The sequence below is a fragment of the Sphingomonas sp. TX0543 genome (assembly GCF_048565505.1).
Classification (GTDB): domain Bacteria; phylum Pseudomonadota; class Alphaproteobacteria; order Sphingomonadales; family Sphingomonadaceae; genus Sphingomonas.
Genome location: NZ_JBLZUS010000002.1, coordinates 2,138,822 through 2,162,701, shown reverse-complemented (window position 1 = coordinate 2,162,701; position 23,880 = coordinate 2,138,822). Strand labels below are relative to the sequence as shown.

21 protein-coding genes are annotated in these 23,880 nt (G+C 64.7%); 12 read left to right on the top strand and 9 right to left on the bottom strand.

The features are described from left to right. Positions 1 to 73 precede the first annotated feature (73 nt). From ACM61V_RS11010 to ACM61V_RS10965, 10 genes are all read left to right on the top strand, one after another. Complete coding sequence (locus ACM61V_RS11010) at positions 74 to 778, top strand: response regulator transcription factor (protein ID WP_137786087.1); 705 nt, start codon at positions 74 to 76, stop codon at positions 776 to 778. Next, positions 747 to 2,312 carry a sensor histidine kinase gene (locus ACM61V_RS11005; RefSeq protein ID WP_137786086.1) on the top strand — a complete coding sequence of 522 codons (1,566 nt, stop codon included), beginning with the start codon at positions 747 to 749 and terminating at the stop codon, positions 2,310 to 2,312. Before ACM61V_RS11010 ends, ACM61V_RS11005 begins: the two co-directional genes overlap by 32 nt. Beyond that, positions 2,305 to 2,733: an HPr kinase/phosphorylase gene (locus ACM61V_RS11000; protein ID WP_137786085.1), complete on the top strand. Its 429-nt coding sequence runs from the start codon at positions 2,305 to 2,307 to the stop codon at positions 2,731 to 2,733. Before ACM61V_RS11005 ends, ACM61V_RS11000 begins: the two co-directional genes overlap by 8 nt. Further along, complete coding sequence (gene rapZ / locus ACM61V_RS10995; RefSeq protein WP_419713990.1) at positions 2,730 to 3,644, top strand: RNase adapter RapZ; 915 nt, start codon at positions 2,730 to 2,732, stop codon at positions 3,642 to 3,644. The genes ACM61V_RS11000 and rapZ overlap by 4 nt, the downstream gene beginning before the upstream one ends. A 17-nt stretch (positions 3,645 to 3,661) precedes the next feature. After that, positions 3,662 to 4,069 (top strand): PTS sugar transporter subunit IIA, encoded by a 408-nt coding sequence (locus ACM61V_RS10990; RefSeq protein ID WP_137786236.1) that lies wholly within the window; start codon positions 3,662 to 3,664, stop codon positions 4,067 to 4,069. Then, positions 4,066 to 4,335, top strand: a complete 270-nt coding sequence (locus ACM61V_RS10985) for an HPr family phosphocarrier protein (RefSeq protein ID WP_137786084.1) — start codon at positions 4,066 to 4,068, stop codon at positions 4,333 to 4,335. Before ACM61V_RS10990 ends, ACM61V_RS10985 begins: the two co-directional genes overlap by 4 nt. Beyond that, entirely contained in the window at positions 4,335 to 5,135 is an 801-nt protein-coding gene (locus tag ACM61V_RS10980) for a TrmH family RNA methyltransferase (RefSeq protein ID WP_137786083.1), read from the top strand. Before ACM61V_RS10985 ends, ACM61V_RS10980 begins: the two co-directional genes overlap by 1 nt. Positions 5,136 to 5,203: 68 nt before the next feature. After that, positions 5,204 to 6,058, top strand: coding sequence for an AAA family ATPase (locus tag ACM61V_RS10975; RefSeq protein WP_137786082.1), 855 nt, complete (start codon positions 5,204 to 5,206; stop codon positions 6,056 to 6,058). 121 nt (positions 6,059 to 6,179) lie between these two features. Beyond that, positions 6,180 to 6,737: a CHAP domain-containing protein gene (locus ACM61V_RS10970; RefSeq protein WP_137786081.1), complete on the top strand. Its 558-nt coding sequence runs from the start codon at positions 6,180 to 6,182 to the stop codon at positions 6,735 to 6,737. 153 nt (positions 6,738 to 6,890) lie between these two features. Continuing rightward, positions 6,891 to 7,469, top strand: coding sequence for a CC0125/CC1285 family lipoprotein (locus ACM61V_RS10965; protein WP_171007518.1), 579 nt, complete (start codon positions 6,891 to 6,893; stop codon positions 7,467 to 7,469). 93 nt (positions 7,470 to 7,562) lie between these two features. Here the strand turns inward: ACM61V_RS10965 and secA are convergent, their stop codons facing one another. Together secA and ACM61V_RS10955 are read right to left on the bottom strand one after the other, a co-directional pair. Further along, positions 7,563 to 10,298 (bottom strand): preprotein translocase subunit SecA, encoded by a 2,736-nt coding sequence (gene secA, locus ACM61V_RS10960; RefSeq protein WP_419713989.1) that lies wholly within the window; start codon positions 10,296 to 10,298, stop codon positions 7,563 to 7,565. 114 nt (positions 10,299 to 10,412) lie between these two features. Further along, positions 10,413 to 10,766, bottom strand: coding sequence for a hypothetical protein (locus tag ACM61V_RS10955; RefSeq protein WP_137786079.1), 354 nt, complete (start codon positions 10,764 to 10,766; stop codon positions 10,413 to 10,415). A 50-nt stretch (positions 10,767 to 10,816) separates the two neighbouring features. Between ACM61V_RS10955 and argJ the strand changes: the two genes are divergently transcribed. Then, the gene (argJ, locus tag ACM61V_RS10950; RefSeq protein ID WP_137786078.1) at positions 10,817 to 12,043 is read left to right on the top strand and encodes a bifunctional glutamate N-acetyltransferase/amino-acid acetyltransferase ArgJ; all 1,227 of its coding nucleotides are present in this window, start codon (positions 10,817 to 10,819) and stop codon (positions 12,041 to 12,043) included. A gap of 1 nt (position 12,044) precedes the next feature. Then, positions 12,045 to 12,656: a glutathione S-transferase family protein gene (locus ACM61V_RS10945; protein ID WP_137786077.1), complete on the top strand. Its 612-nt coding sequence runs from the start codon at positions 12,045 to 12,047 to the stop codon at positions 12,654 to 12,656. 3 nt (positions 12,657 to 12,659) lie between these two features. Here the strand turns inward: ACM61V_RS10945 and trxA are convergent, their stop codons facing one another. From trxA to ACM61V_RS10910, 7 genes are all read right to left on the bottom strand, one after another. Further along, the gene (gene trxA, locus ACM61V_RS10940) at positions 12,660 to 12,983 is read right to left on the bottom strand and encodes a thioredoxin (protein ID WP_137786076.1); all 324 of its coding nucleotides are present in this window, start codon (positions 12,981 to 12,983) and stop codon (positions 12,660 to 12,662) included. A gap of 67 nt (positions 12,984 to 13,050) precedes the next feature. Continuing rightward, entirely contained in the window at positions 13,051 to 16,476 is a 3,426-nt protein-coding gene (gene addA / locus ACM61V_RS10935; protein ID WP_419713988.1) for a double-strand break repair helicase AddA, read from the bottom strand. Then, a complete protein-coding gene (addB, locus tag ACM61V_RS10930; protein WP_419713987.1) occupies positions 16,466 to 19,378 on the bottom strand; it encodes a double-strand break repair protein AddB in 2,913 nt (970 codons plus the stop codon). The genes addA and addB overlap by 11 nt, the downstream gene beginning before the upstream one ends. After that, the gene (locus ACM61V_RS10925; protein WP_137786073.1) at positions 19,371 to 20,126 is read right to left on the bottom strand and encodes a nucleotidyltransferase family protein; all 756 of its coding nucleotides are present in this window, start codon (positions 20,124 to 20,126) and stop codon (positions 19,371 to 19,373) included. Before ACM61V_RS10925 ends, addB begins: the two co-directional genes overlap by 8 nt. Beyond that, positions 20,123 to 21,091 (bottom strand): aminoglycoside phosphotransferase family protein, encoded by a 969-nt coding sequence (locus tag ACM61V_RS10920; protein ID WP_171007531.1) that lies wholly within the window; start codon positions 21,089 to 21,091, stop codon positions 20,123 to 20,125. Before ACM61V_RS10920 ends, ACM61V_RS10925 begins: the two co-directional genes overlap by 4 nt. Next, positions 21,088 to 21,534 (bottom strand): tRNA (adenosine(37)-N6)-threonylcarbamoyltransferase complex ATPase subunit type 1 TsaE, encoded by a 447-nt coding sequence (tsaE, locus tag ACM61V_RS10915; RefSeq protein ID WP_171007517.1) that lies wholly within the window; start codon positions 21,532 to 21,534, stop codon positions 21,088 to 21,090. Before tsaE ends, ACM61V_RS10920 begins: the two co-directional genes overlap by 4 nt. Next, positions 21,531 to 23,870, bottom strand: a complete 2,340-nt coding sequence (locus ACM61V_RS10910) for a sensor histidine kinase (RefSeq protein ID WP_137786071.1) — start codon at positions 23,868 to 23,870, stop codon at positions 21,531 to 21,533. Before ACM61V_RS10910 ends, tsaE begins: the two co-directional genes overlap by 4 nt. Positions 23,871 to 23,880 lie beyond the last annotated feature (10 nt).

Below are 23,880 nucleotides of genomic sequence, written 5' to 3'. Positions count from 1 at the left end.
TATAATCAGCGCCGCCGCCCGTCAAACGACGCGGGCATTGAGCCCGTCCCATCTTTGCACTAGGCGCGATTCCATGACCGCAACGATCGCGCTCGTGGACGACGACCGGAACATCCTGACTTCGGTTTCGATCGCGCTCCAGACCGAGGGATTCCTCACCCGCGTCTATTCCGATGGAGAGACTGCGCTGAAGGCGCTGATCGAGAACGCGCCGGATCTTGCCATCTTTGACATCAAGATGCCGCGCATGGACGGGCTTGAGCTGTTGCGGCGGCTACGCGAGAAGAGCCAGATCCCGGTGATCTTCCTCACCAGCAAAGACGACGAACTGGACGAGGCGCTAGGCCTTGCGATGGGGGCCGACGATTATATCGCCAAGCCGTTCAGCCAGCGCCTGCTGATTGCGCGCGTCCGCGCTATCCTGCGACGGACGGAACTGACCCAGGCCCCGGATGGCGCCGAAACCGAAACCCAGGGTCCGCTCGAACGGGGGCGGCTGGTGATGGACCCGGCTCGCCACCGCGTTACCTGGGGCGGCACGCCGGTCACCCTCACCGTTACCGAATTTCTGATCCTGGAAACGCTTGCCCAGCGGCCGGGCATCGTGCGCACCCGCAACCAGCTGATGGATGCGGCCTATCAGGACGACATCTATGTCGATGATCGCACGATCGACTCACACATCAAGCGGGTTCGGCGAAAGTTTCGCGAGGTAGATGGCGAATTTGACGCTATCGAGACACTCTATGGCGCCGGATACCGTTTCTCCGAAGAGTGAAGGCAGCGACCTCGCGCTCCGCTGGTCGGGTCGCGTATCGCTAACCAGACGCATCCTGGCGGTAAACATCTTCGCACTTTTGCTGCTCGCAGGCGGATTCTTTTATCTCGATTCGTATCGCGCGCGTATTCTCGACAACCGTACCGAGCAGGCGATGCGCGAAGCGCGCCTGATCGCGGAGGCCCTTCAGACCGTCACCCCGACGCTGCGCAATCCGCTGATCGTCCAGCTTGCGCAGGATACGGGTACGCGCATTCGGCTGTTCGCTCCGAACGGCGCGCTGACCGTGGACAGTCGCGCGCTCGGCAAGCGGAACTTCCAGCTTCTCGATCCCGACAAGGATGATCGCGGGCAGCGGATCGCACGCTTTCTGGATGCCGGTATCGACACGGTGGTGGGCGCGATCCGCCCGCCCCTCTATCGCGAGCATGACGATGGACGAAGCTGGCCCGATGTGCGCACCGCTCAGTCGGGTCATGCCGCCGCGACGGTATGGCGGGCGCCAGATCGAACGCCGGTGATCACCGCTGCCGCCCCGCTCCTTGACGGCGCCGCGGTCATGACGGCGGTCAACGCGCGCGACATCACCCAGACGGTGCGCGTCGAGCGCTACAGGCTCAGCCTGGTGTTGCTGACGGTGACGGTCGTGTCGATCCTGCTGTCGCTATTTCTCGCGCGAACGATCGTGCGCCCGCTCCGCCGGCTCGCGCGCGCCGCGGTGCGGGTTCGGCTTGGGCGTGCCCGGGAGGTAGTGGTGCCGAGGCTGCCGGACCGCAAGGACGAGATCGGCATGCTGGCCCGCGCTTTATCCGACATGAGCCTGGCCCTGCGCGCCCGGATCGACGCGACCGAGGCGTTCGCGGCGGACGTGACGCACGAGATGAAGAACCCGCTTGCTTCGCTTCGATCGGCGGTCGAGGGGCTCGGGCACGTCAGGGATCTCGAGCTTCAACAGCGTCTGCTTTCCATCGTTCGCGAGGATGTCCATCGTCTCGACCGGCTTATCACCGATATCTCGGAAGCGTCGCGCCTGGACGCGCAGCTGAGCCGGGCGAAATTCGAGCCCGTCGATGTAGGCGCGATGGTTGAGGGGATGATCGCGCAGCGCCGGGAACGCGGCATCGAGCGGGAGATCCGCATCCGGCTGGACCGCTCGCAACATATTCCCATGATGGTATCCGGTGAGGGCGCGCGACTGGAGCGAGTGTTCGAAAACCTGATCGACAACGCTCTCTCCTTCTCCCCTGATGGCGGCCTGATCGCGATCGCCGCCCGCGCGGCCGACGGTGCACTTGAAATAGGCGTGGAGGATGAGGGCCCGGGCGTGCCGGAGGATGCCCGCGAGGCGGTATTCCGCCGCTTCCAGTCGATTCGCCCGCACAGCGAAGCGTTCGGGCAGCATTCGGGGCTCGGGCTCGCGATCGCGCGCACTATCGTGGAGGCGCACCAGGGCACGATCGAGGTGCAGAGCCGTGAGGACAGGCTGACAGGCGCCCGATTCGTGGTGCGGTTGCCGCTCGCGGACGGTGGTTGAAGTGTCAGCGACGGAGGCGGTGCACGCCACGACGGTCGCGATCGGCGGACGGGCGGTAATGCTCGTCGGATCATCCGGGTCCGGCAAATCAGATCTGGCGCTTCGGCTGATTGACCGCGGCGCGCGGCTCGTATCGGACGATTATACCGAATTGACGCTCGGCGACGGCATCCTCTTCGCAGCCGCGCCCCGGCCGATCGCCGGCCAGATGGAGGTGCGCGGCATCGGCATCGTCGATATGCCGCATCTGGACGAGGTGCCGGTGGCGCTTGTCGTCTGCCTCGATGCCCGTGTGGAGCGGATGCCCGAACCCGCCACTTGTACCTTTGCCGGATGCGCCATTCCGGCTATCGCGTTGAGCGCCTTCGAGGCGTCTGCCCCGATCAAGATCGAGCTTGTGATGCGCCGGATTCCATCGTGACCCCTCCCCCGGAAATATTGCTGGTCACCGGCATGTCCGGCGCAGGCAAATCGACGGTGCTCAAGACGCTCGAGGATCTTGGCTGGGAAGTCGTCGACAATCTGCCGCTGTCGCTGCTGGATCGGCTGCTGAACGCGCTCCCGCCAGCGGGCACGGAGGATATGCATCGCCCGCTCGCGCTCGGAATCGGCGCTCGCACCCGGGATTTCGACGCCGCGCAGGTCGTGGCTCAGGTCGAACGTCTCCGCGCCAAGGGCGGCTATGAGATCGGCACGCTGTTCCTGGACTGCGAATCTGACGAGCTGGCGCGGCGCTATGATGAGACGCGCCGGCGGCATCCGCTTGCGCTTGATCGCCCCGCGCGAGACGGGATCGAGCGGGAGCGGCAATTGCTCGCTCCGCTGCGACAATGGTCCAACCGGCTGAGCGACACGACGCATTTCAATGCCCATGCTCTCGCGCAACAGGTGCGCGCGGCCTTTTCGCGATCTGGTGTCGGGGACACGATCGTTTCGATCATGTCGTTCGGCTTTGCGCGCGGCCTGCCGACCGATGCCGATCTGGTTTTCGACATGCGCTTCCTGCGCAATCCGCACTGGGAGCCGGATCTGCGCCCCGGCACCGGGCGCGATCCGGAGGTCGCGGCTTATATCGCCGCCGATCCGGCCTATGCCGACGCGGTGCGCAAGATCGAGGATTTGCTCCTCCTTCTCATCCCGCGTTATATCGCGGAGGGAAAATCTTACGTCACCGTCGCCTTTGGCTGTACCGGAGGGAGACATCGCTCAGTGCACGTCGCCGATCGGGTGGCAGAGCGGTTGCTTACTGCGGGATTTTCGCCCACGGTTACACATCGCGATCTGGCGGCGGCGCCGCAGGATTCGCTTGAAGGAAACCCGGCAGGGAAATGAACGACCTCAACAAGCAATTGATCGGCCTGGTTCTTGTCACGCACGGGCGTCTCGCCGACGAATTTGTCACGGCGATGGAGCATGTCGTCGGGCCTCAGAAGCAGGTGCAGACCGTCGCGATCGGCCCGGACGATGACATGGAGGCCCGTCGCGCCGACATCCGGGCGGCGATCACCGCCGTGGACGCTGGACGCGGGGTCATCGTGCTGACAGACCTGTTTGGCGGCACCCCCTCAAACCTCGCCATCTCGCTGATGGAGCGTGGCCGCGTCGAGGTGATCGCCGGGATCAATCTCCCCATGCTGATCCGTCTCGAATCGGCCCGTAAGTCGATGACGGTCGTGGCGGCGGTCGCCGCCGCGCGGGAGGCCGGGCGCAAATATATCTCGGTCGCGTCCGAGGTGCTGGGCGAGGCCGCTGCGTGACGGTGTCGCGTGAGGTGCGGATCAGCAACCGGCGCGGTCTTCATGCACGCGCCAGCGCCAAATTCGTGACGCTCGCCGCGGAACAGCCGATCCCCGTTAACGTCGCGAGGGGCGGTTCGAGCGTGACGGGCACCTCGATCATGGGCCTGATGATGCTGGGAGCGGCGATGGGCGACACGATCACCATCTCGGCGACCGGCGATGAGGCCGAGCATGTCGTCGCCGCCATGTGCGGGCTCGTCGAGGGAAAGTTCGGCGAGGATTGATGCCCCGCCAGATTACCGCTTTTTCCAACCCGCTCGTCAAGCAGGTGCGCGATCTGCGCGACAAGCGCCATCGCCGCGAATCGCGACGGTTCCTTGCTGAAGGCCTGCGCATCCTAACCGAGGCGCAGGAGACCGGCCGCCTGCCGCGCTATCTGTTCTTCACCGCCGCCAGCGCCGGGCATCCTCTGGTCGAGCGTCTGATCGCCGCCGTCGAATCGCGTCACGGCGAGGCGATCGAGACGACAGCCGATATCCTCTCCAAGCTTTCCGGAAAGGATAATCCGCAGGCAGTCGTCGGCGTGTTCGACGAATTCTCCGCGTCCCTCGATACACTGGATCGCTCCGCATCCGGCATCTGGCTAGTCGCCGAGCGACTGCGCGACCCCGGCAATCTCGGGACGATCCTGCGCACTGGCGACGCCGTCGGCGCGGGCGGCCTGATTCTGATCGGCGATTGTGTAGATCACTTCTCGGTCGAGGCCGTACGGGCCAGCATGGGCGCACTTTTCACGGTGCCTGTCGTAAGGTGCGAGTGGGAGGCGTTCCTCGCCTGGCTGCGCGGTGGACCTGGCACGCTCGTGGGCCTGAGCCTTCAGACCGAGCATGATTATCGCACGCCAGCCTACCCCGACCCGACTTTCCTGCTGACCGGCAACGAGGCGCAAGGGCTACCCGAAGATTATGAGGCGGCGTGCGACCTGCTGGTGAAGCTGCCGATGCTCGGCAAGGCGGACAGCCTGAATGCAGCGGTGGCGACTGCCGTGATGGCGTACCAGGTACTGGCCGCACAGCGCGGATAGCGTCTTGCGCGGGACAGTTTATTGCCGCTATCGCCGTACCGAGTTTTTGAATTGAACGGGATGAGGGCATGAAGCGTTTCGAGGGCACGCAAAGCTATGTCGCGACCGATGATCTGAAAGTCGCCGTCAATGCAGCGGTGATGCTCCGTCGCCCGTTGCTGGTGAAAGGCGAGCCCGGCACCGGCAAGACCGTACTCGCCTATGAGATCGCCAAGGCAACCGGCGCGCCGCTGATCGAGTGGAACGTGAAGTCCACCACCAAGGCGCAGCAGGGTCTGTACGAATATGATGCCGTTGCCCGCCTCCGTGACGGACAGCTCGGCGACGAGCGCGTCCACGATATCGGGAATTACATTCGCAGGGGCAAATTGTGGGAGGCATTTACGTCGCCCGAATTGCCTGTGCTGCTGATCGACGAAATCGACAAGGCCGATATCGAATTTCCGAACGATCTGCTTCAGGAACTCGATCGGATGGAATTCCACGTTTACGAGACGAAGGAGACGGTACGCGCGGCCGAGCGTCCGATCGTCGTCATCACGTCGAACAACGAAAAGGAGTTGCCGGATGCGTTTTTGCGCCGCTGCTTCTTCCACTACATCAAGTTCCCCGACCGGGACACGATGCAGGCGATCGTCGACGTTCACTTCCCTGGCATCCAGAAGATCCTCGTTTCGAAGGCGATGGACATATTCTACGAGGTGCGCGAGGTGCCGGGCCTGAAAAAGAAGCCTTCGACCAGCGAACTGCTCGATTGGCTGAAGCTGCTGCTGCACGAGGATATGCCGCTCGACGTGCTGCAGAACCGGGATCCGACCAAGGCGATCCCACCGCTCCACGGCGCCCTGTTGAAGAACGAGCAGGATGTAATGCTGTTCGAACGGCTGGCATTTATGGCGAAGCGGCAGGCCAATCGCCCCTGAAAACGGTCCTAACACGCCGAAGCGAGTCTATCTCACGACGACCCGCTTCTTCGCTAACTATTTGTTAACTGAAAAAGGTAACCATTCCGCCATCAGTGTGAACTGAGAGTGCGATGCGGTGTTGAAGCGATATTCCCTTGGCCTGCTGGCCTTTGCAGCGGTGGCGCAGTCGGTGCCTGCGCAAGCAGCATTGCTCGATTATATCGGGCAGTGCGTGCCGTTCGCGCGGGCCGTATCAGGCATTCAGATCTTCGGCGACGCCTGGACGTGGTGGGATCAGGCGGAGGGCCGTTATCCTCGCGGGCACCAGCCTAAAGTCGGCTCAGTCATCGCCTTCGCCCGGCAGGGCCGGTTGCCGCTGGGACACGTTGCGGTGGTCAGCAGAATCGTCGAGCGGCGCGTGCTGATGCTCACGCATGCCAATTGGTCCCGCGTCGATGGTGCGCGCGGTCATGCAGAGCAGGACGTGACGCTCTATGATGTCTCGCCCGACAATGACTGGAGCGAAGTGAAGGTCTGGTATCGCGATTCCCAAGGGCTTGGTGGTACGATCTATACCGTCAACGGCTTCATCTATGCGCCGGGCCGCCCCTCCCCCGAATTGACCGCGCGCAACCCGGATTATGTCGGCGCGCTGATCGACGCCTATGTGCCGGACGCCGGTCGCGCGACCCGTTGACACCGTCACGGTGCAATTATTCGCCACGACCGCATAAAAACTTTTCGCTTGCCGGCAGATTCCGACGATGAAACCCGACGCGTTCATCGCACGTTTCATCGTCAGGCCCCATGTATGGGGAGGCCGTCGATCGGGCGGGTATGGAGATAGAAGATGATCGAGCATCTCAAAGGTCGCGGCAAGCTCATCGCTGCTATTGCATCGGGCGCTCTGCTGGTCAGCGGCTGTGCGACGGAGACCACCTATCGCCCAGCGACGGGCAAGGGGTTCTACCGCACCGGCTATAGCGATCGACAGATCGAGGCCAATCGCTGGTTGGTCACTTTCGCCGGCAACACCGTCACCGATCGCGACACGGTGGAGCGCTATCTTCTGTTCCGTGCGGCGGAGCTGACACTTCAAAACGGCTATGACTATTTCGTGATGGTCGATCGCACGACAGATCGCCAGGCGCAGACCTATTCGACACCCGGGCCGCGTTTCGGCATGGGCGGCTTCTGGGGGCCATCATGGCGTTATTACGGGCGCGGCTTCGGCTGGCGTGCATGGGATCCGTGGTTCGGCGATCCGTTCTGGGGCGACAATATCGATGTTCGCACGGTCGACCGTTACGAGGCTTCGGCAGAAATCGTGATGCGCAAGGGCACACCGGCGCGCGATGAGGTGCGGGCGTTCAACGCACGTGATGTCGCTGACCGGATCGGGCCGACGGTGGTGATGCCGAAGCCCTGATCCGTTAGGGAAGAAATGAAAAGGGGCGGCCGATCAAAGCGATCCGCCGTCCCTTTTCTCGTTCAGCGCCAGGCGTAGACCCGGCCAGTGATCTCACACCGCGCCGTGGCAATGCTTGTATTTGAGTCCTGATCCGCATGGGCACGGCGCGTTGCGGCTCACCACACCCTTCCAGCTTTCGGGATCGGCGCCGATCTCGGATCCACTAGGCTGCGCAATCTGGAGCGGTGGAAGTTGGGTTGAGATGAGCCCCAGCGATCCCGCGTCGATATCCGCGGAATTGTCTTCGCCGGAGAACGGATCGAAATGCGTCGTGATGAAGTCCGGCAGGTCAGGCAGCGTGGGCGGCGCCTGCATCTGAAACTGCGCGTAGGCAATCGTGCGGGTCACATCCTCACGAATGTTTTCCAGCATTCGCTGAAACAGCGCGAACGCTTCCTGCTTATACTCGTTGATAGGCGTCTTCTGCGCGTAGGCGCGCAGGTGAACCACCTGTCGCAAAGCGTCGAGCGTTGCGAGATGTTCCTTCCAGTGATGATCAAGATTCTGGAGCAGGATTGACTTCTCGACCTGCGTCCACGTCTCAGGCTCAAGATCGGCGGCCTTTTGCGCAACAGCCGCGTCAGCCTCCGCCAGCAGCCGCTCGGTCACCAGTTCCGCATCGATCGCCTCCTCGGCCAGCCAGTCGTCGATCGGCGGCATGATGTTGAGTAATTCTACGACACGCTCCTTCATTCCCGTTACATTCCATTGCTCGGGATAGGAATTCGGTGGGCACGCTTCGCCCACGATCGCGTTGACAGTTTCCGCGCGCATGTCCGTCACCACGTCGCCGACCGTATCCGCGTCCATGATGTCGGCGCGCTGCTCGTAAATCACCTTGCGCTGGTCGTTCATCACGTCGTCATACTCGACGACCTGTTTGCGAATGTCGTAATTGCGCGCTTCGACCTTCTTCTGTGCCGTCTCGATCGCCTTGGTCAGCCACTTCGAGCCAATCGCCTCGCCGTCCTCGATATTGCTGCGCATCATGCGCGCGAACAAAGTATCGGGGCCGAAGATGCGCAGCAGATCGTCATCCAGGCTGAGGTAGAAGCGGCTCAGCCCCGGATCACCCTGACGGCCCGACCGGCCACGAAGCTGGTTATCGATACGGCGGCTTTCATGGCGCTCGGTGCCAAGCACGAACAGGCCGCCTGCTTCCAGCACCTTCTGTTTTTCCGCTGCGATCTCGGCCTTTATATCCGCGATGGCCGCGTCACGCGCCGGCCCTTCCGGCACGCCGGCCAACTCATCTTCCATGCGGAATTCGAGATTGCCGCCAAGCTGGATGTCGGTCCCGCGGCCGGCCATGTTGGTCGCGATCGTCACCGCGCCAAGCCGGCCGGCCTGCGCCACGATATGCGCCTCCTGTTCGTGATAGCGCGCGTTGAGGACCGAGTGATCGACCCCCTCCTGATTGAGGAATTCGCTCAACAGCTCCGATTTTTCGATCGACACCGTACCGACCAGCACCGGCTGACCCTTTTCGGCATGTTCGCGGATCTTGCGGGCGATCGCGCGGAACTTGTCGTGCGTGTCCTTGTAGAATTCGTCTTCCTCATCGACACGCTGCACCTTGAGGTTGGTCGGGATGGTGACGACGTTCATCTTGTAGATGTCGTAGAATTCCGCCGCCTCGGTCGCGGCCGTGCCGGTCATGCCGGAAAGCTTGGGATACATACGGAAGTAGTTCTGGAAGGTGATCGAGGCCATCGTCTGGTTCTCGGGCTCGATCGTAACGCCCTCCTTCGCCTCGACCGCCTGGTGCAGACCGTCGGACCAGCGGCGACCGTCCATCATGCGGCCGGTGAACTCGTCGATGATGATGACCTTGCCGTCTTTCACGATATAATCGGTATCCGCCTTGAACATCATGTTCGCGCGAAGCGACTGGTTCAAATGGTGGACGACCTGCGTATTCTCGAAATCATAGAGATTGCTGCCCTGAAGCAGCCCCGCCGCCTCGAGCATGCGCTCCGCGCGTTCGGTGCCGCTTTCGGTGAGGATGATCGACTTCTGCTTCTCGTCCTTTTCGTAATCCTCGCCGGTGAACTGCTTCACCACCGCATCCACCTGCATGTACAGATCGGACTTGTCGTCGGTCGGGCCGGAAATGATGAGCGGGGTGCGCGCCTCGTCGATCAGAATCGAGTCCACCTCGTCGACAATCGCATAGGCGAACGCGCGCTGTACCATCTGATCGCGCTCGTACTTCATGTTGTCGCGCAGGTAGTCGAAGCCGAACTCATTGTTCGTACCGTAAGTGATATCGGCGGCGTAAGCCTCGCGACGTTCCGCATCGCTTAGATTCGGCACGATCACGCCGACCGTCAGCCCCAGGAATCGATAGACGCGCCCCATCCAGTCCGCGTCGCGGCTGGCGAGATAATCGTTGACGGTAACGACGTGGACGCCCGTGCCCGGCAGCGCATTGAGATAAGTGGCCAGCGTCGCAACCAGCGTCTTGCCCTCGCCGGTGCGCATCTCGGCGATCTCTCCGCGATGGAGGACGATGCCGCCTACCATCTGCACGTCATAATGGCGCTGGCCAAGCACGCGCCGCGCCGCTTCTCTAACCGTGGCGAAGGCTTCGGGCAGCAGCTGGTCGAGCGTCTCGCCGTTCGCAAGCCGCTCACGGAACAGCGTGGTCTGGTTGGCTAGCGTCGCGTCGTCCATCGCCTCCAGCGCCGGCTCGAACGACGCGATCTTGGCCAGGACGGGATTCAGCGAGCGGACGTAGCGATCGTTCGAGGAGCCGAAAAGCGACTTTGCAATGCCAGCAAACATGCGGAGTTCCTGTGTATATCGGGATTGACGCAGCGCGCCGGCAAAGTGCGGCACGCACGCTTGTATAGTGTTACGGGAACGCGTCGCGCGCGAACGCGGATCGCGTCGGGCGCGTTATTCGCGCCGGCGCTCCAGCCACGCCGGGGCAAAGCGAACGGAAAAGATCGTCACCGTGATTCCGCCAGCGACGCTGACGAGCGTCGGCAGCTTCATGACGGGCCGGACGGCGCGCGTTACGACCGCTGCGGCCGGAACGTTGCGCGCTACGCGCTCCTGCGTCATCGTCGGCACGGCTTGCGGCGCAACCACGCGCGCGCCGACGCCCGTCAGCGCGGATAGCAGGGCCGAAAGTAGCAGAAGCAGGTTCATGCGCAGCGAGACATAGGGAGCGACAAGCCAAACGTCCAACCGTTTTGCATCGAGCATCGGTGGATCACGCGCCAGCCCGTAAACGACGGGCGCACCCAATGCGCGCGGCCCCCTTTTGCCGTACGGGACAGATGGCTATGGCGCGGGGCATGTCCACGTCCATTTCGCCACTCGCCACGCCCTTTCCCGATCTGCCCGCCGTTGCTGGCGCGACACCGCGTGTAGCGCGCGCCGGGTACAAGACATGGGATCGCTGCGACCTGACCTTCGTAACGCTGCGCGCCGGCACGGCGGTTGCGGGCGTGTTCACGCAATCGAAATGTCCCTCGCCCGAGGTGGAATGGTGCCGGAAGGCGCTGGTGCTCGGCAATGCGCGCGCGCTGGTTGTCAATGCCGGAAACTCCAATGCCTTCACGGGCAATCGCGGGCGTGCGGCGGTGGAGGCGATCGCCGCGCGGGCGGCCGGGCATCTCGGGTGCCTCCCGTCGGACGTGTTCGTGGCTTCCACCGGCGTGATCGGCGTGCCGCTGCCGATCGACAAGGCCGAGGCCGGGCTGGACGCCGCCTTCAGCGCCCAGCCGTGCGATTGGCGCGCGATGACCGAGGCGATCGGCACCACGGACACCTATCCCAAGGGCGCGAAAGTCACTGCGGTCGTCGATGGCCGCACAATCACCATGGTAGGCGTCATCAAAGGATCGGGCATGATCGCGCCGGACATGGCGACCATGCTCGGCTTCATCTTCACCGATGCGGCGGCAGAGCCGGCGTTCTTGCAGGCGGCGCTGGCGTCGGCGAACGCGCGGACGTTCTCGTGCATCACGGTCGATGGGGATACCTCGACCAGCGACACCGTGCTCACCTTCGCCACCGGCGAGGCGGGCAACGCCCCGCTGTCAGGCGACGACAGCCCCGGCGCGGATGCGTTTCGGGCGGCACTGGCGGATTTGTGCCGCCAACTGGCGATGTTGGTGGTCCGCGATGGCGAAGGGGCGCAGAAGCTGATCGAGATCACCGTAGAGGGCGCCGAAAGCGACCGCAGCGCGCACCGTATCGCGATGTCGATCGCCAACTCGCCACTCGTGAAAACCGCTATCGCCGGTGAGGATGCCAATTGGGGCCGCGTTGTCATGGCGGTCGGCAAGGCGGGCGAGCCAGCCGAGCGCGACCGGCTGGCGATCCGGTTCGGCACGACGCAGGTGGCGAGCGCCGGTCTCGCGGTCGAAGGCTATGACGAGGCCCCGGTCGCCGCGCATCTGAAGGGCCAGGTGGTAGAGATCGGCGTGGATCTCGGACTGGGAGACGGCGGCGCGACGGTGTGGACCTGCGATCTGACGCACGGCTATATATCGATCAACGCCGATTACCGGAGCTGACATGCTGCGTATCTGGGGCAGGCTCAATTCGCACAATGTAAAAAAGGTGGTGTGGCTCGCGGATGAATTGGCGCTTCCCTACGAGCGTATCGACACTGGCGGCGCGTTCGGGATGGACCACGCCTATGTCGCGAAGAACCCGAACCGGCTGATCCCCACGATCGAGGACGGCGACTTCATTTTGTGGGAATCGAACGCCATCCTGCGCTATCTCGCAGACGCGCATCCCGATACTGGCATGTGGCCGGGATCGCCCCGTCAGCGTGCGCTGGCAGATCGCTGGATGGACTGGCAATTCGGCTATGCCGACGCGCAGCGGGACGCTTTCCTTAATCTGGTCCGAAAGGCGCCTGACAAGCGGGATGCCGCGGCGGTCGCGCGATCTGTATCGGCATGTGCCCGGCTACTCACAATCGTCAACGACGCGCTCGCAGCCGACCCGTGGCTATCCGGGTCGCGCTTCGGGATCGGCGATATCCCCATGGGCGTGTATGCCCACACCTGGTTCGCGCTTCCGATCGAACGTCCAGAGCTGTGCCATCTCGCCGACTGGCATCGTCGATTGCAGGAACGACCCGGCTACGCGAGCCGGGTCATGATCCCGCTTACCTGATTGTCAGGCCAACTCGCCTTCAAGCCAAGCCTTGATCCGCCCCTTGGGCTCGGCGCCGACCTTGGTAGCGGCCGGACTGCCGCCCTTGAACAGGATCATCGTCGGAATGCCGCGAACGCCGTAGCGGCCCGGCGCATCCGGGTTCTCGTCGATGTTGATCTTCGCGATCGTTACCTGTTCACCCAGTTCCTCGGAGATTTCCTCCAGGCTCGGGCCAATCATCTTGCACGGGCCGCACCATTCGGCCCAGAAATCCACCAGCACCGGCTTGTCGGACTGGATGACGTCGGCGTTGAAGCTGGCGTCGGTGATCGCTTTCGTAGCCATTCGCAAATCTCCTTTGCGATTAAAGTAAGGCGCGACGCGTCCGCACTCAACCGGGAGCCTGCTAGCTTTACTCCGTGCGCCGATAGCGGGGCTTGTGCTGCGCGAGCAGATCGTCGGGGATCGGCAGCAGCGTCGGGCCATTGGTGTAAAGCAGGGCGACCTCGATCACGCGGCCGGGAAAGATCACGGCCAGGGCGGCGGCATAGGCCCCCATCTGCCGCAGGTGATACGTCGGCACATCGCCCAGATCGCGGGGAATCTGGCGGCCGGCCTTGAAATCGACGATGCGGACAAGATGGTCGTTGATTAGCAGCCGATCGACCGTTCCCGCCACCACGATCCCGTCCTCGAGCACTGCGCTGATCGGCGCTTCGGCCAAAGAATCCGGGCCGAACATCGCTGCATTGACCGGGTTCTCGATCACGCGCCGGGCCGCCTCGATGATCGATGCGCGTTCGTTGGCATCGGCCACCTGGCCTATTTGCTCAAGCCAGCGGCTCGCGGCGGCGGTGCGTTCGGCGGGCGCCACCGCTGGCAACCGCTCGAACAGCGCATGCATCAGCCGCCCGCGTTCCGCTGCCAGTCGCATCGCCGGTGTGGGCGGCGGATCGGCAACCTCGTCCTCGCCAAGCGATGAAGGCGCGAGCGGGCGCGGCGGCCGCTGCTCCTGCGGGGCGGGCTGGCGAGCCCAATCGGGCAATGCCGCAGGCTCTGGCTTTTCCGCCCGCGCGCCGACCCTGGGCCTGGCCACTGTTGGCGGGGTCGTGCCGGAGAAGCTGCGATAATCGCCTGTGGGCACACCCAGCGCGTCGAAGGTGCCGGCGGCAACGCCATACCAGCTCTCGGGCGGCGGCACGCCCTGCCATTTGGCGCTGAGCGAACCAGCGATCACCAACCGCTCTTCCGCGCGCGTCGCCGCGACATAGAACAGCCGCCAATGCTCCTGCCGTTCGCGTTCATCGGCGGCGATGACTTCGTGATCGATCGTGCCGGCGCGTTCCTCCTTGCGCGGACGGAATACTGGAAGCGGCTCCGCCAGCCCGGGCGGCTTCCACATCAGCGCCGATCGCAGCGCCGCGTCCGGGTCGGCGGTGGCATCCGCGAGGATCACTAGCGGCGCCTGAAGCCCCTTTGCGCCATGGGCCGTCATCACGCGGACGGCGTCACGCGGTTGAGCGGCATCGCGAACGATCTCCACCTCGCCGCGATCGAACCAGTCGAGAAAGCGTTGCAGCGAGGGCGTTGAACTGGTTTCGAAATCGAGCGCTGCCGAAAGCAGTTCCTCGATCGGGTCGCGCGCTTCCTCGCCGAGCCGCTCGAGCAGCCGGCGGCGCCCGTCGAGCGGGCCGGATAGGATTTCCTCGAGAAATTGATAGGGCGTGGTGAAATCCGCGCGCGCCAGCATCGCATCGAGCGGCGCCAGCCGATCTCGGTGATGCGCGGAAAGGTGCCGCCACAAGCTGCCCTTGCGCGGGATGGCGCGTTCGAGCAACTCCTCCTGGGTCCAGCCGATCAGCGGCGAGACCAGCAGGCTAGCCAGGCTCAGGTCGTCCTCCGGTTGCAGCACGAAGCGGATGGTGGCGAGCAGATCCTGGACAGCAAGCGGCGCGTTCAGCCGTAGCCGATCGACGCCGGCAACGGGCACTCCCTCGGTGTAAAGGCGCGCAACGAGCAGTTGCGCAAGTTCTCCCCGCCTTTTCACGAGGATCATGATATCCTCCGGCCGGATCGGGCGGCCCTTGCTCTCCAGCATCAGGCCGTCGTCGAGCCACGCCTTGACCTGACGGGCGATGCGCGCGGCATTTTCGCGCACGGCATCGTCGATCCATTGCTCTTCACCGTCGTCATTCTCGCCCGGCCCGGAGCAGATCGGCGGCCACAATTCGACGAAGCCCGGCCCGGGCACCTCACTTGAATGGGAAGGTATCTCCCCCGCCATGCCGAGCGCGCCGTGTCCGAGGAGCCCGATCGCCGCATCCACGAATTCCAGCACCGGCCGGGTCGAACGGAAAGACGCCACCAGCGACAGCTTCTCGAACGGCAACCCGCGCTCGTCAGCCGGCATGAAAGCATCGCCAGTCACCTCCGATGCGCGCTGGGCGAAATACTGTTCCGCGGCCATGAAGTTGATCGGATCGGTGCCCTGAAAGCCAAAGATCGCCTGTTTGTGATCCCCCACCGTGAAGAGCGTGCGCGTCGAGGGCGCATGCACCCCGCGCCCAACGAAATATTCGTCCACCAGCGCGCGCACGATCCGCCATTGGCTGGCGTTGGTATCCTGCGCCTCGTCGATCAGGACGTGCTCGGTGATCTGGTCCAGCTTGAACCGTACCCAATCGCCGATCCCTGGCTGATCGAGCAGATCGACCGTTGCTGCGATCAGATCATCAAAATCGACTGCTCCGGCCCGACGCTTCGCGGACGCATAGGCACGTGCATATTCGCGCCCCACCGCCAGTGCGTCCGCAAGAAGATCCGAAAAGGCCCCGCGCACGCGCAGCGAGAGCAACCCGGCGACATGCTCGTACAGCCCGATGGCGAGATCGGGATAGGCCGCCTGTTGTGGAGCCTGGCCTTTCCCGAATGAGCGTGGGTCGCCGTCCGACTTCGCCCAGACCGCGTGCAGGGTTTCAAGAGTAATGGCGCGATGCCCGGCGTCCGCCGCCAACCAGTTCGCGATCGCATCGGCCCGCGCGATGCCGTTCTTCGTCCCCCACTCCCGATTGAGCGTCGCAATCTCGGTGAGCGCGGGGCGATCGACGATGTGATCTGCACAGGCCTCGCGAATGGTTGCTTCGATATCGCCCTCGGGCAAATCCAGCGCCCGCCTTACATATGCGCCAATCCCGCTTGGCAGCGCTTCCAGCACGCGCCCGGCGCGCGCGCAATCGCGCAGGAACGCCTCGGCTTTCTCCTCGCCCAGTCGAACCGAAAGTGCGCCGATCACAGTCGTCGGCTTATTTCGCCCCTCACGTTCCGCATCGACCAGCAAATCGCCGAGCGCCTGCCGCATCAATAACGTTTCCTCGCGCGGCTCGATCGGGCGAAAACCCGGAATCAACCCGGCCTCCGCCGGAAAGGCTGCGAGCAGGCCCTGGCAGAAACCGTGGATGGTCTGGATCCGCAGGCCACCACCCGGCGCATCGAGCACCTTGGCAAACAAGGTGCGGGCGAGCGCGATGCGCTCCGGTGTCGGATCCTCGCCGAGCGCGATCAGATCCTTGGCTAGCGCGGTATCCGGCGCGCGCACCCAGGCGGCGAGCCGCTGGCTGACACGACCCGACATCTCCGCCGCTCCGGCTTTCGTGAAGGTCAGGCACAGGATTGCGCCCGGCGATACGCCCCGCAGCAGCAGACGAAATACCCGCGCGGCGAGCACCTGGGTCTTGCCGGTGCCGGCGGAGGCTGAGAGCCACACGTGGCTATCCGGGCGGCTCGCGGTGCGCTGCTCGCCCCGCAACGGGGGCAGCGGCGTAAGCACCTCAGCGGTCACGACCATACCATTCGTCGCGGCGCATCAACTGATCGTAATCTGCATAGGGCGCGTATTCGGGGTGCAGTTTGGCAATAAACGGCTCGTCCCCGGTCAGCCAGCGCGCCGCGGCTTCTGCAAAGGCCGCGCGGGCCTCCGCGACGAACTCGCCCGTCACGATCCGATTGTTCTTGCCCGCGGGATCGGCCGGTGAAGTGACCTGGCCGAATTCATCGCGATATTTGGCGAGCGACCAATATTCGAAGCCGCCCGCAGTCCCTGTGATGCCCGCGAACCCGTCCGCTTCCGCAATGGCGCCGAGCAGGCCTAGCTGCATCGAGAAGCCGGCCTTGACCGCCGCGGGCGACGGCGCTTTGCCGGTTTTGTAGTCGACGATCACCAGGCTGCCGTCGGCCGCACGATCGATCCGGTAGAATTTGCCCGACAGGGTCACGCCCGCGATCTCGGTTGCTCCCTTTTCCTCGACACGCAGCACCATGCGGCCCTCCGCCCGCTGCTGATTCAGGCGGTTTGCGATCCAGTCGATCGCAGCGATCAACCTGGGTTGCCACAAGGCGCGGAGCAGCGGATGCGCCGCCGGACTATCGAGCATCGCCAGCGCGCGCGGGCGCAGTTTCTCGATCGCACAATCATCCTCGCGCGCCCATTTCTCGAGAACGTCGTGCACGGCGGTGCCGCGCCACGCGGCGGTGGGATCGGCATCGACCGGATCGAGCGACGAGAGCCGCAGAATGCGCTGCGCGTAGAACGCGAAGGGATCGGCTTTCAGGCGATCGACCTGGGTGACCGATATCTGGCGCGGCCGCATGGCCTTTGCCGGCGAAGGCGCGGGACGGATCACCGGTCGATAGGCGGTCGGCCGATCCAGCGCCTCCGCCCAATGTTCGAGATCATGCGCGCGTGCAAAATCCTTGCCTGCCATCGCCTCAAGCCGGAACCAGAAGCGCGAGGCGAGCGTCGGCGAGCGACTGTCCCGCCGCGCGCGCGTCAGCAACACCTCGGGTGCTCCCAGGCCCTGGCCGAAGTCATGCGCGGCAACGCCGATCCGCCGCTCCAGCCCCGGCAGGCCAAGCATCGCACGGATGCGCGGTGCAAGCCATGGATCGGGCGCGGGAATGCCTGGCCAGACGCCCTCGTTCAAACCGCCGAGGATCATCAGGTCGGCCGTCTGGAGCCGGGCCTCGATCAGGCCGTAGATCGCGACACGCGGGTGGCCGCCCTGAGCGGGACGCACGGCCACCTCGTCCATGAGCAGGCGGATGAGCGGCACAAAATCATCCCGTGAGACGCTGCGCGGTCCTGTATCCGCTTCCGTCTCCAGTGCTGCGAGCAAATCCGCCGCCGCCCGACCAGCCGGCCCGCGCCATGCCTCATCTCCCGCCAGCGCATTAGCCGCATCGCGAAGCCCTGCGACGCGCTGCGCCAGCGATTGCCCATCGTGCCCAAGCGCCGCCGCAATCGGCTCCAGCAGCCGCCGAGCGTTGCTCCACCATTGATCGTCGCTAATCTGCGCATCGATCCCGGCTAGCCCAGGTGCTGGCCTTGGGCCTCGCAGCGCGCGATCCAGCCTCCGCACTCCCTCAAGCCATTCGATCCGCTCCGCGCCCGCCCGTACCAGCGGATGCTTGAGCAGGGTCAGCAAGGCCAGCGGCGCGAAATCCTGCGCCGCCGCCTCGGCAATCGCACTCAGCAGGGTACCGGGCGGCAGAACCGACAGCGGCTGGCCGGCGGTGTCGAAAATATCGATTTTCCAGCGCCGGCAATGCGCTGCGACCCGCCGCGCCAGCGCGCGATCGGGGGTGACGAGAGCAGCCGTGCGCCCCGGCGTTTCCAATGCCCCCCGCAGCGCCAGAGCGATGGCCTGCGCCTCTCCCGATGGCGTCGCGAATTCGGCCGCGCGCACACCCGTCAACCGCCGCTCGGCCAACGTCAATTGCGTCCATTTCCCCGTAAAATCTGCCGGCGCCAGCGCATTCGCAATCGCTCGCGAGCGTGAGGAGGCGGCATCATATTCGCTGCCTTCACGCCAGATCGAAACCTCGGCACGGCCCACGCCGATCCGCTCGAGCAACAGCTTCAGATGGTATTGCGGATGAACCTCGATCGCGCGCCGCCCATCATCATCGCCATGCGGGCCGATCGCGTCCCACTCCTCATCGGGCATGGCGGTATCGACATTCGCAAGCACCACCATTCCGCGCGGCAAATCCGCGATATGACGCAGCAGTTGCGCGACGGAGGGAGCGGAATCGTTTACGCCGGCCGCACAGACGAAGCCGGGCGGCGGCACGGACCGCCACCGTGCCCCGAGACGATCCAGCAACCGCGCCCGTCGCTCCGCAAGATCGATGCGCCCCAGCTTTGCCAGCTCGCCCGGCCACCGATCCAGCACCACCCGGAACGCCGCCAACGCCCGTTGCCAATGCGCCGAAAGCTCCGGTCCAAGATCCAGTTCCGCAAGTCGGGAAGGCGGCACTTCTTCTATGATGAGTTGATCCAGCGTGCGCGCCAGATCCCCTGACAGCCGCACAGCTTCGGCCGCGCCGAGATCTGGTCGCTCCTCCTGCACCAGCCGCGCCAGTATCATGCGTCGTGCAAGCGGAGTGATCGCCGGCGGAACCGGCGCGGCATCGTCGCCCGGATCGAGCGCCGCGCCGATCGCTTCACCCAGATCGTCCGCCCCGATCGCCACAAGCCGGGGCAGCACAAGTCCGCCGCCCGCGGCCCGCACGAATGCCTCCGTAACCGCGACCTTCGCACGGTTGTTGGGCACCAGCACCAGCCCACGCGCCAGATCGAGCGGCTCTCGGCCGTGTCGACGCATCAGCCCGGCAACGAGCGCGTCCGAAAAGGCCCGGTGCGCCGGAATTGTATAGAGCGACGGCCTCCGCCCCTCAGCCATCCGCAAGCAATGCCTCGGTCCGCCCGATCGCGGTTGGCGTACCGACATCGAACCACATGCCCTGATGCACCATGCCATAGGCACGGCCCGCCGCAATCGCGCGATCCCAGAACAGGTTGGTCGAGAACGGCCCTTCCGGCCAATCGGCGATAAGGCGGGGATGCATGATCTGGACCCCGGTCCATACGAATGGCGCAACCGGCGCGCGCCCGCGCCGTCCGGTGATCCGGCCATCGGCGGCAAGGCGGAAATCCCCCTGCCCGCGATGATTGTGTGCGTTGGCATAGGGGATCATCAGCAACAGCGCATCCATCGCCGCATCGTCCCATCGCGCCGCGAGCAGGCGGATCGCATCGCTCGGCCCATCGACCCACAGATTATCGCTATTGACGTAAAGGAAGGGCTCGTCTCCCAGCAACGCACGCGCCTTCACCAGCCCGCCGCCGGTTTCCATGAGTTGATCCCGCTCGTCGGAAATGACGATCTCGATTCCCGACACGCGGTTGCGCAAATGCGCTTCCAGCGCGTCGGCGAGATAATGGGCATTGACGACTGCGCGCTCCACGCCAGCCGCCTTCAGACGATCGAAGACATGGTCGATGAGCGCCTTGCCCGCGACTTCGACCAGAGGCTTCGGGCGTGTCGCTGTCAGCGGGCGCATGCGCTTGCCGAGCCCGGCAGCCATTACCATCGCGGTCTTCGGCACGTTGCCGCCCGGGTCAGGCCGGATCGCTTTGGGTCGTGTCATCGCGCTGACAGCACCATCGGATCACCGCGCAGTTCCGGCGGTATGTTGGCATCGAACCACGCCGCGACAGGCGCGAGCGCAGGGTAGGAAAGGTCGCGCTCGAGATAGGCCCAGACGCGCGGACATAGCGAGGGATACCGGGGCTTCCCGTCTCGCTTCCATAGCCGAGTGAAAATGCCGATGATCTTGGCATTCCGCTGTGCACCGAGCACGTGATACGCATCCAGGAAAGCATCGCCCTCGCCCGCCGCCGTCCGATATCGCGCGAGCATGGCTTCTTCTATTGACGGCTCCACGTCGCGCCGAGCATCCTGAAGCAGGGAGACGAGATCGTAAGCCGGGTGCCCCGCCAGCGCGTCCTGAAAGTCGAGCAGCCCCAATCCTTCGGAGATCAGCATCAGATTCTCCACGTGGTAGTCACGCAATACCGTCACCGGGCGCTGCGCAAGCGCAAGTGGCAGCACCTCGTACCATGCTGCGCGATACGCGTCCTCATCGACGTCTAGCCCTATGGCGGGACAATACCATTCGACCAGCAGGGCAGCTTCGCGTTGCAGTTCGGCAAGGTCATATGGCCGCAGCCCTGCCATCGCCTCATGCCGTCTCAATGCGACGAGCACGTCGATTGCCGCGCTGTAAAGGCGCACCGCCGAACCCGGATCTGTCTCGATGGCCTCGCGCATCCGATCGTCGCCAAAATCCTCGATCAACACCAGCCCGGCGGCCTCGTCGGCTGCATGGATGGCAGGCGCGGCAAAGCCACGGTCCGCCAGCCATCTCGCGATCGAGATAAACGGGCGCGGATCTTCGTGCGGCGGCGGAGCATCCATCAACACCCCGCATCGATCGGCATTGCGCACCCGGAAATAGCGGCGAAAGGACGCGTCTCCCGCCAGCGGCGTGATTTCCGCCCCCGCCCAGCCGTTCGCGGCGAGGAAGGCAGCGGCGGCGGGAGGTGGAATCATATCGGTCGCCATCGTCCTTCCCAAGCCGGGGGCGCATGCCAAGTCAACCCGCGCGAACCGTCAGACAAAATCTCCAGGCGCAACCGTAAAGCATCGGGCCAAACCGCCGGCCCGGCGCGTTCGGGCCATTCGATCACCAGCGCCGAATCATGGCGCGCCTCGTCCAGCCCCAGTTCGTCCAGTTCGCGCGGATCGTCGATGCGATAAAGATCGACATGCAGCACCGGCACACGCACCTCCGGCGGCGCATAAGGCTGAACGATCGCAAAGCTCGGTGAAGGCGCCTCGCCCTTCAGGCCCAGCGCCGCGAGCAGTCCGCGCGCGATACTCGTCTTGCCGGCACCCAGCGGCCCGTCGAGCATGATGACATCGCCGGGCAAAAGCGTCGCCGCGAGCGAAGCGCCCAAGGCCTCCGTCTCCTGCGGATCGGCCAGCCGAATCATCGCCTCGGCAGCTCAACCGTTACAAGCGTGCCCTCACCCGGCTCGCTGACCAGCGAGATCGTCCCGCGATGCGCCTCGACGAACTGCTTGGCTAGCGGCAAGCCCAGGTCGAGTGCGCGCTCGCCACCTGTGGCGATGCCGGGGCGCGCAAATCGATCGAAAGCATGAGCGACAGTCTCCGCGTCCATACCAGCCCCGTCATCCGATATGACGATCCTCGCTGTCCTGGCATTGCCATCCGCATGGAGCAGGACGCGCCCGCCCTCGCCCGCCGCATCTATCGCGTGACGCAGCAGATGCTCCACGACCTCGCGGATCCGACGGGCATCGCCGGTGATGCGGCCGACGGAATGACTGATTTCGACTACATAATCGATCTTGACGCGCTTGGCCTGCGCCGCCACCCGATCGGCCGCCGCACGCGCGACCGCGGCGAGATCAACATCGTCGCGATCCAGCCCCTCGCCCTCGCCGACGGCCTGCGTCAGATCAAGAACATCGTCGATCATGATGCCCAGCCGCTCGACCGATTCGAGGATCGCCTCGACATAGGCGTCGGCCTGCTTGGTCAGCTTGCCGGCATATCCCCCGTGCAGCATCTCCGCGAAGCCGCTGATCGAGGTAAGCGGCGTGCGCAATTCGTAACTCATGCTGGCGACGAACGCCGTCTTGATCCGGTCCGCATTCTCCAGCGCTTCGGTGCGCTCGCGCAGCGCCTGCTCGATGCGGCGGCTGTCGGTGATGTCGAGCATGGTGAACAGCGCATTGCCATCCGGCAGCGGGACAGCGGCAAACTCGAAATGCCTGCCATCCGCGAGATCGACGCGCCCGCTGCGCATCTGCCGCTCGACCGTGGCAGCGCGAACCAGTTCGTTGATGAACTTCGCGCGCGACGGGTTGGCGAGCTTCGGTGCAACCTTTTCCGCCACCGCATCGACACGCGGATGACCGCTGAGAAATTCCTCCTCCAATCCCCAGAGCGCGCGAAAGCGATTGTTCCAAAGCTGCAATTTGCCATCAGAGGCAAACACGCCGAGCGCCTCGAACAGATTGTCGAACGTCGCGGTGCGAACGCGAAGCAGTGTATCGCGGGCGGAGGCCAGCTGCACCTGTTCCGTTCGATCCTCGAAGATCAACAACAGGCCACCGTCGGGCAGCGGCTGTGCCAGAACGCGGATATGCGCGCCATCGGGCAGCAGCCAGGTTTCCTCGAATGCGCTGTTCGCCTGGGTGAACCAGTCGCGCCGCTCGATCTTCCAGCCGGGAAAATCGCGCATCTCCGGTACGCGGTTCGCCTCGCGCATGCGTTCGAGCACCCGATCGAATTCGGGGCGATCCGCCAGCCATTCGCTGCGCATCGCGAACATGCGACGGAACGGCTGGTTGCAGAAGGTGAGCGCTCGGTCGCGGCCGAATTGCGCCACGCCGGCAGAGAGCCGATCGAGCAGCGCGCGCTGCGCCTCGGCGAAACGCCGCTCGCGCGCATGCGCCTGTTCGAGATCCTCGATATCGATCGCGTACCCGGCCACTCCGCCCGCCGGGAGCGGAATATCATGAAGCCTGAGTGAGCGGCGCTCGCCCGCGATGGTCGCAGGAAGCACCCGTTCCTGCGGGCGCCCCTGCTCTCGCGCCGCGACCGCTCCGCCAAGTGGACCGCCCTGCCCGGAACCCTCGACAAGTTCGACCCCGCGCGCCACCACATCGGCCGCGTCGCGTGCCTCGACCGCCGCCACATAGGCGGAATTTGCCATCGCCAGTTTCAGGTCCGGCCCACGATACCACATCGGCAACGGCGCCGTTTCGATTAGACCTGTCAGCGCCTCGAACGCGTTGAGCAATTCGCCCTTCTGCTCGGTAAGCCGGGCAATCTCCCGCTGGCTATCGCTAGCGTCGAACACCCAGATGACCACGGCGGCACCCAGCTGGCGCGGTCCGCGTTCGCCGCGCCACATCAGCGTGCGTGACGAACCCGCTGGCGTGACCGTACGCGCGAAACCGCGGCCGGATCGGTGCGCGGCGAGGATATCGTTCTTGAGCGCGTCGATTGTATCCGATGGGATGACGCCCGCCAGCTCGTCAATTCGCGTTGGCAAGCCCTCCGCGCCAAGCCAGCCGGCCACTGTCCGGTTCATTTCGATCCTGCCGTCGGCATAGGCAAGCATCGGCGAGGCCGGCGCGGCGGCCAGCAGCGCCTCATACCGGTCGTTAGCTCCAACCGAGGCGCGCGCGCGTGCTGCGGCGCTCAGCCCCGTGAACAGCAGCCAAATCCCTGCCATCAGCAACAGCGCGACGATCACCCCGCCGGCAAGCGCGGCGGCGGTCGAGATCTCGATCATGCCAGGCGCA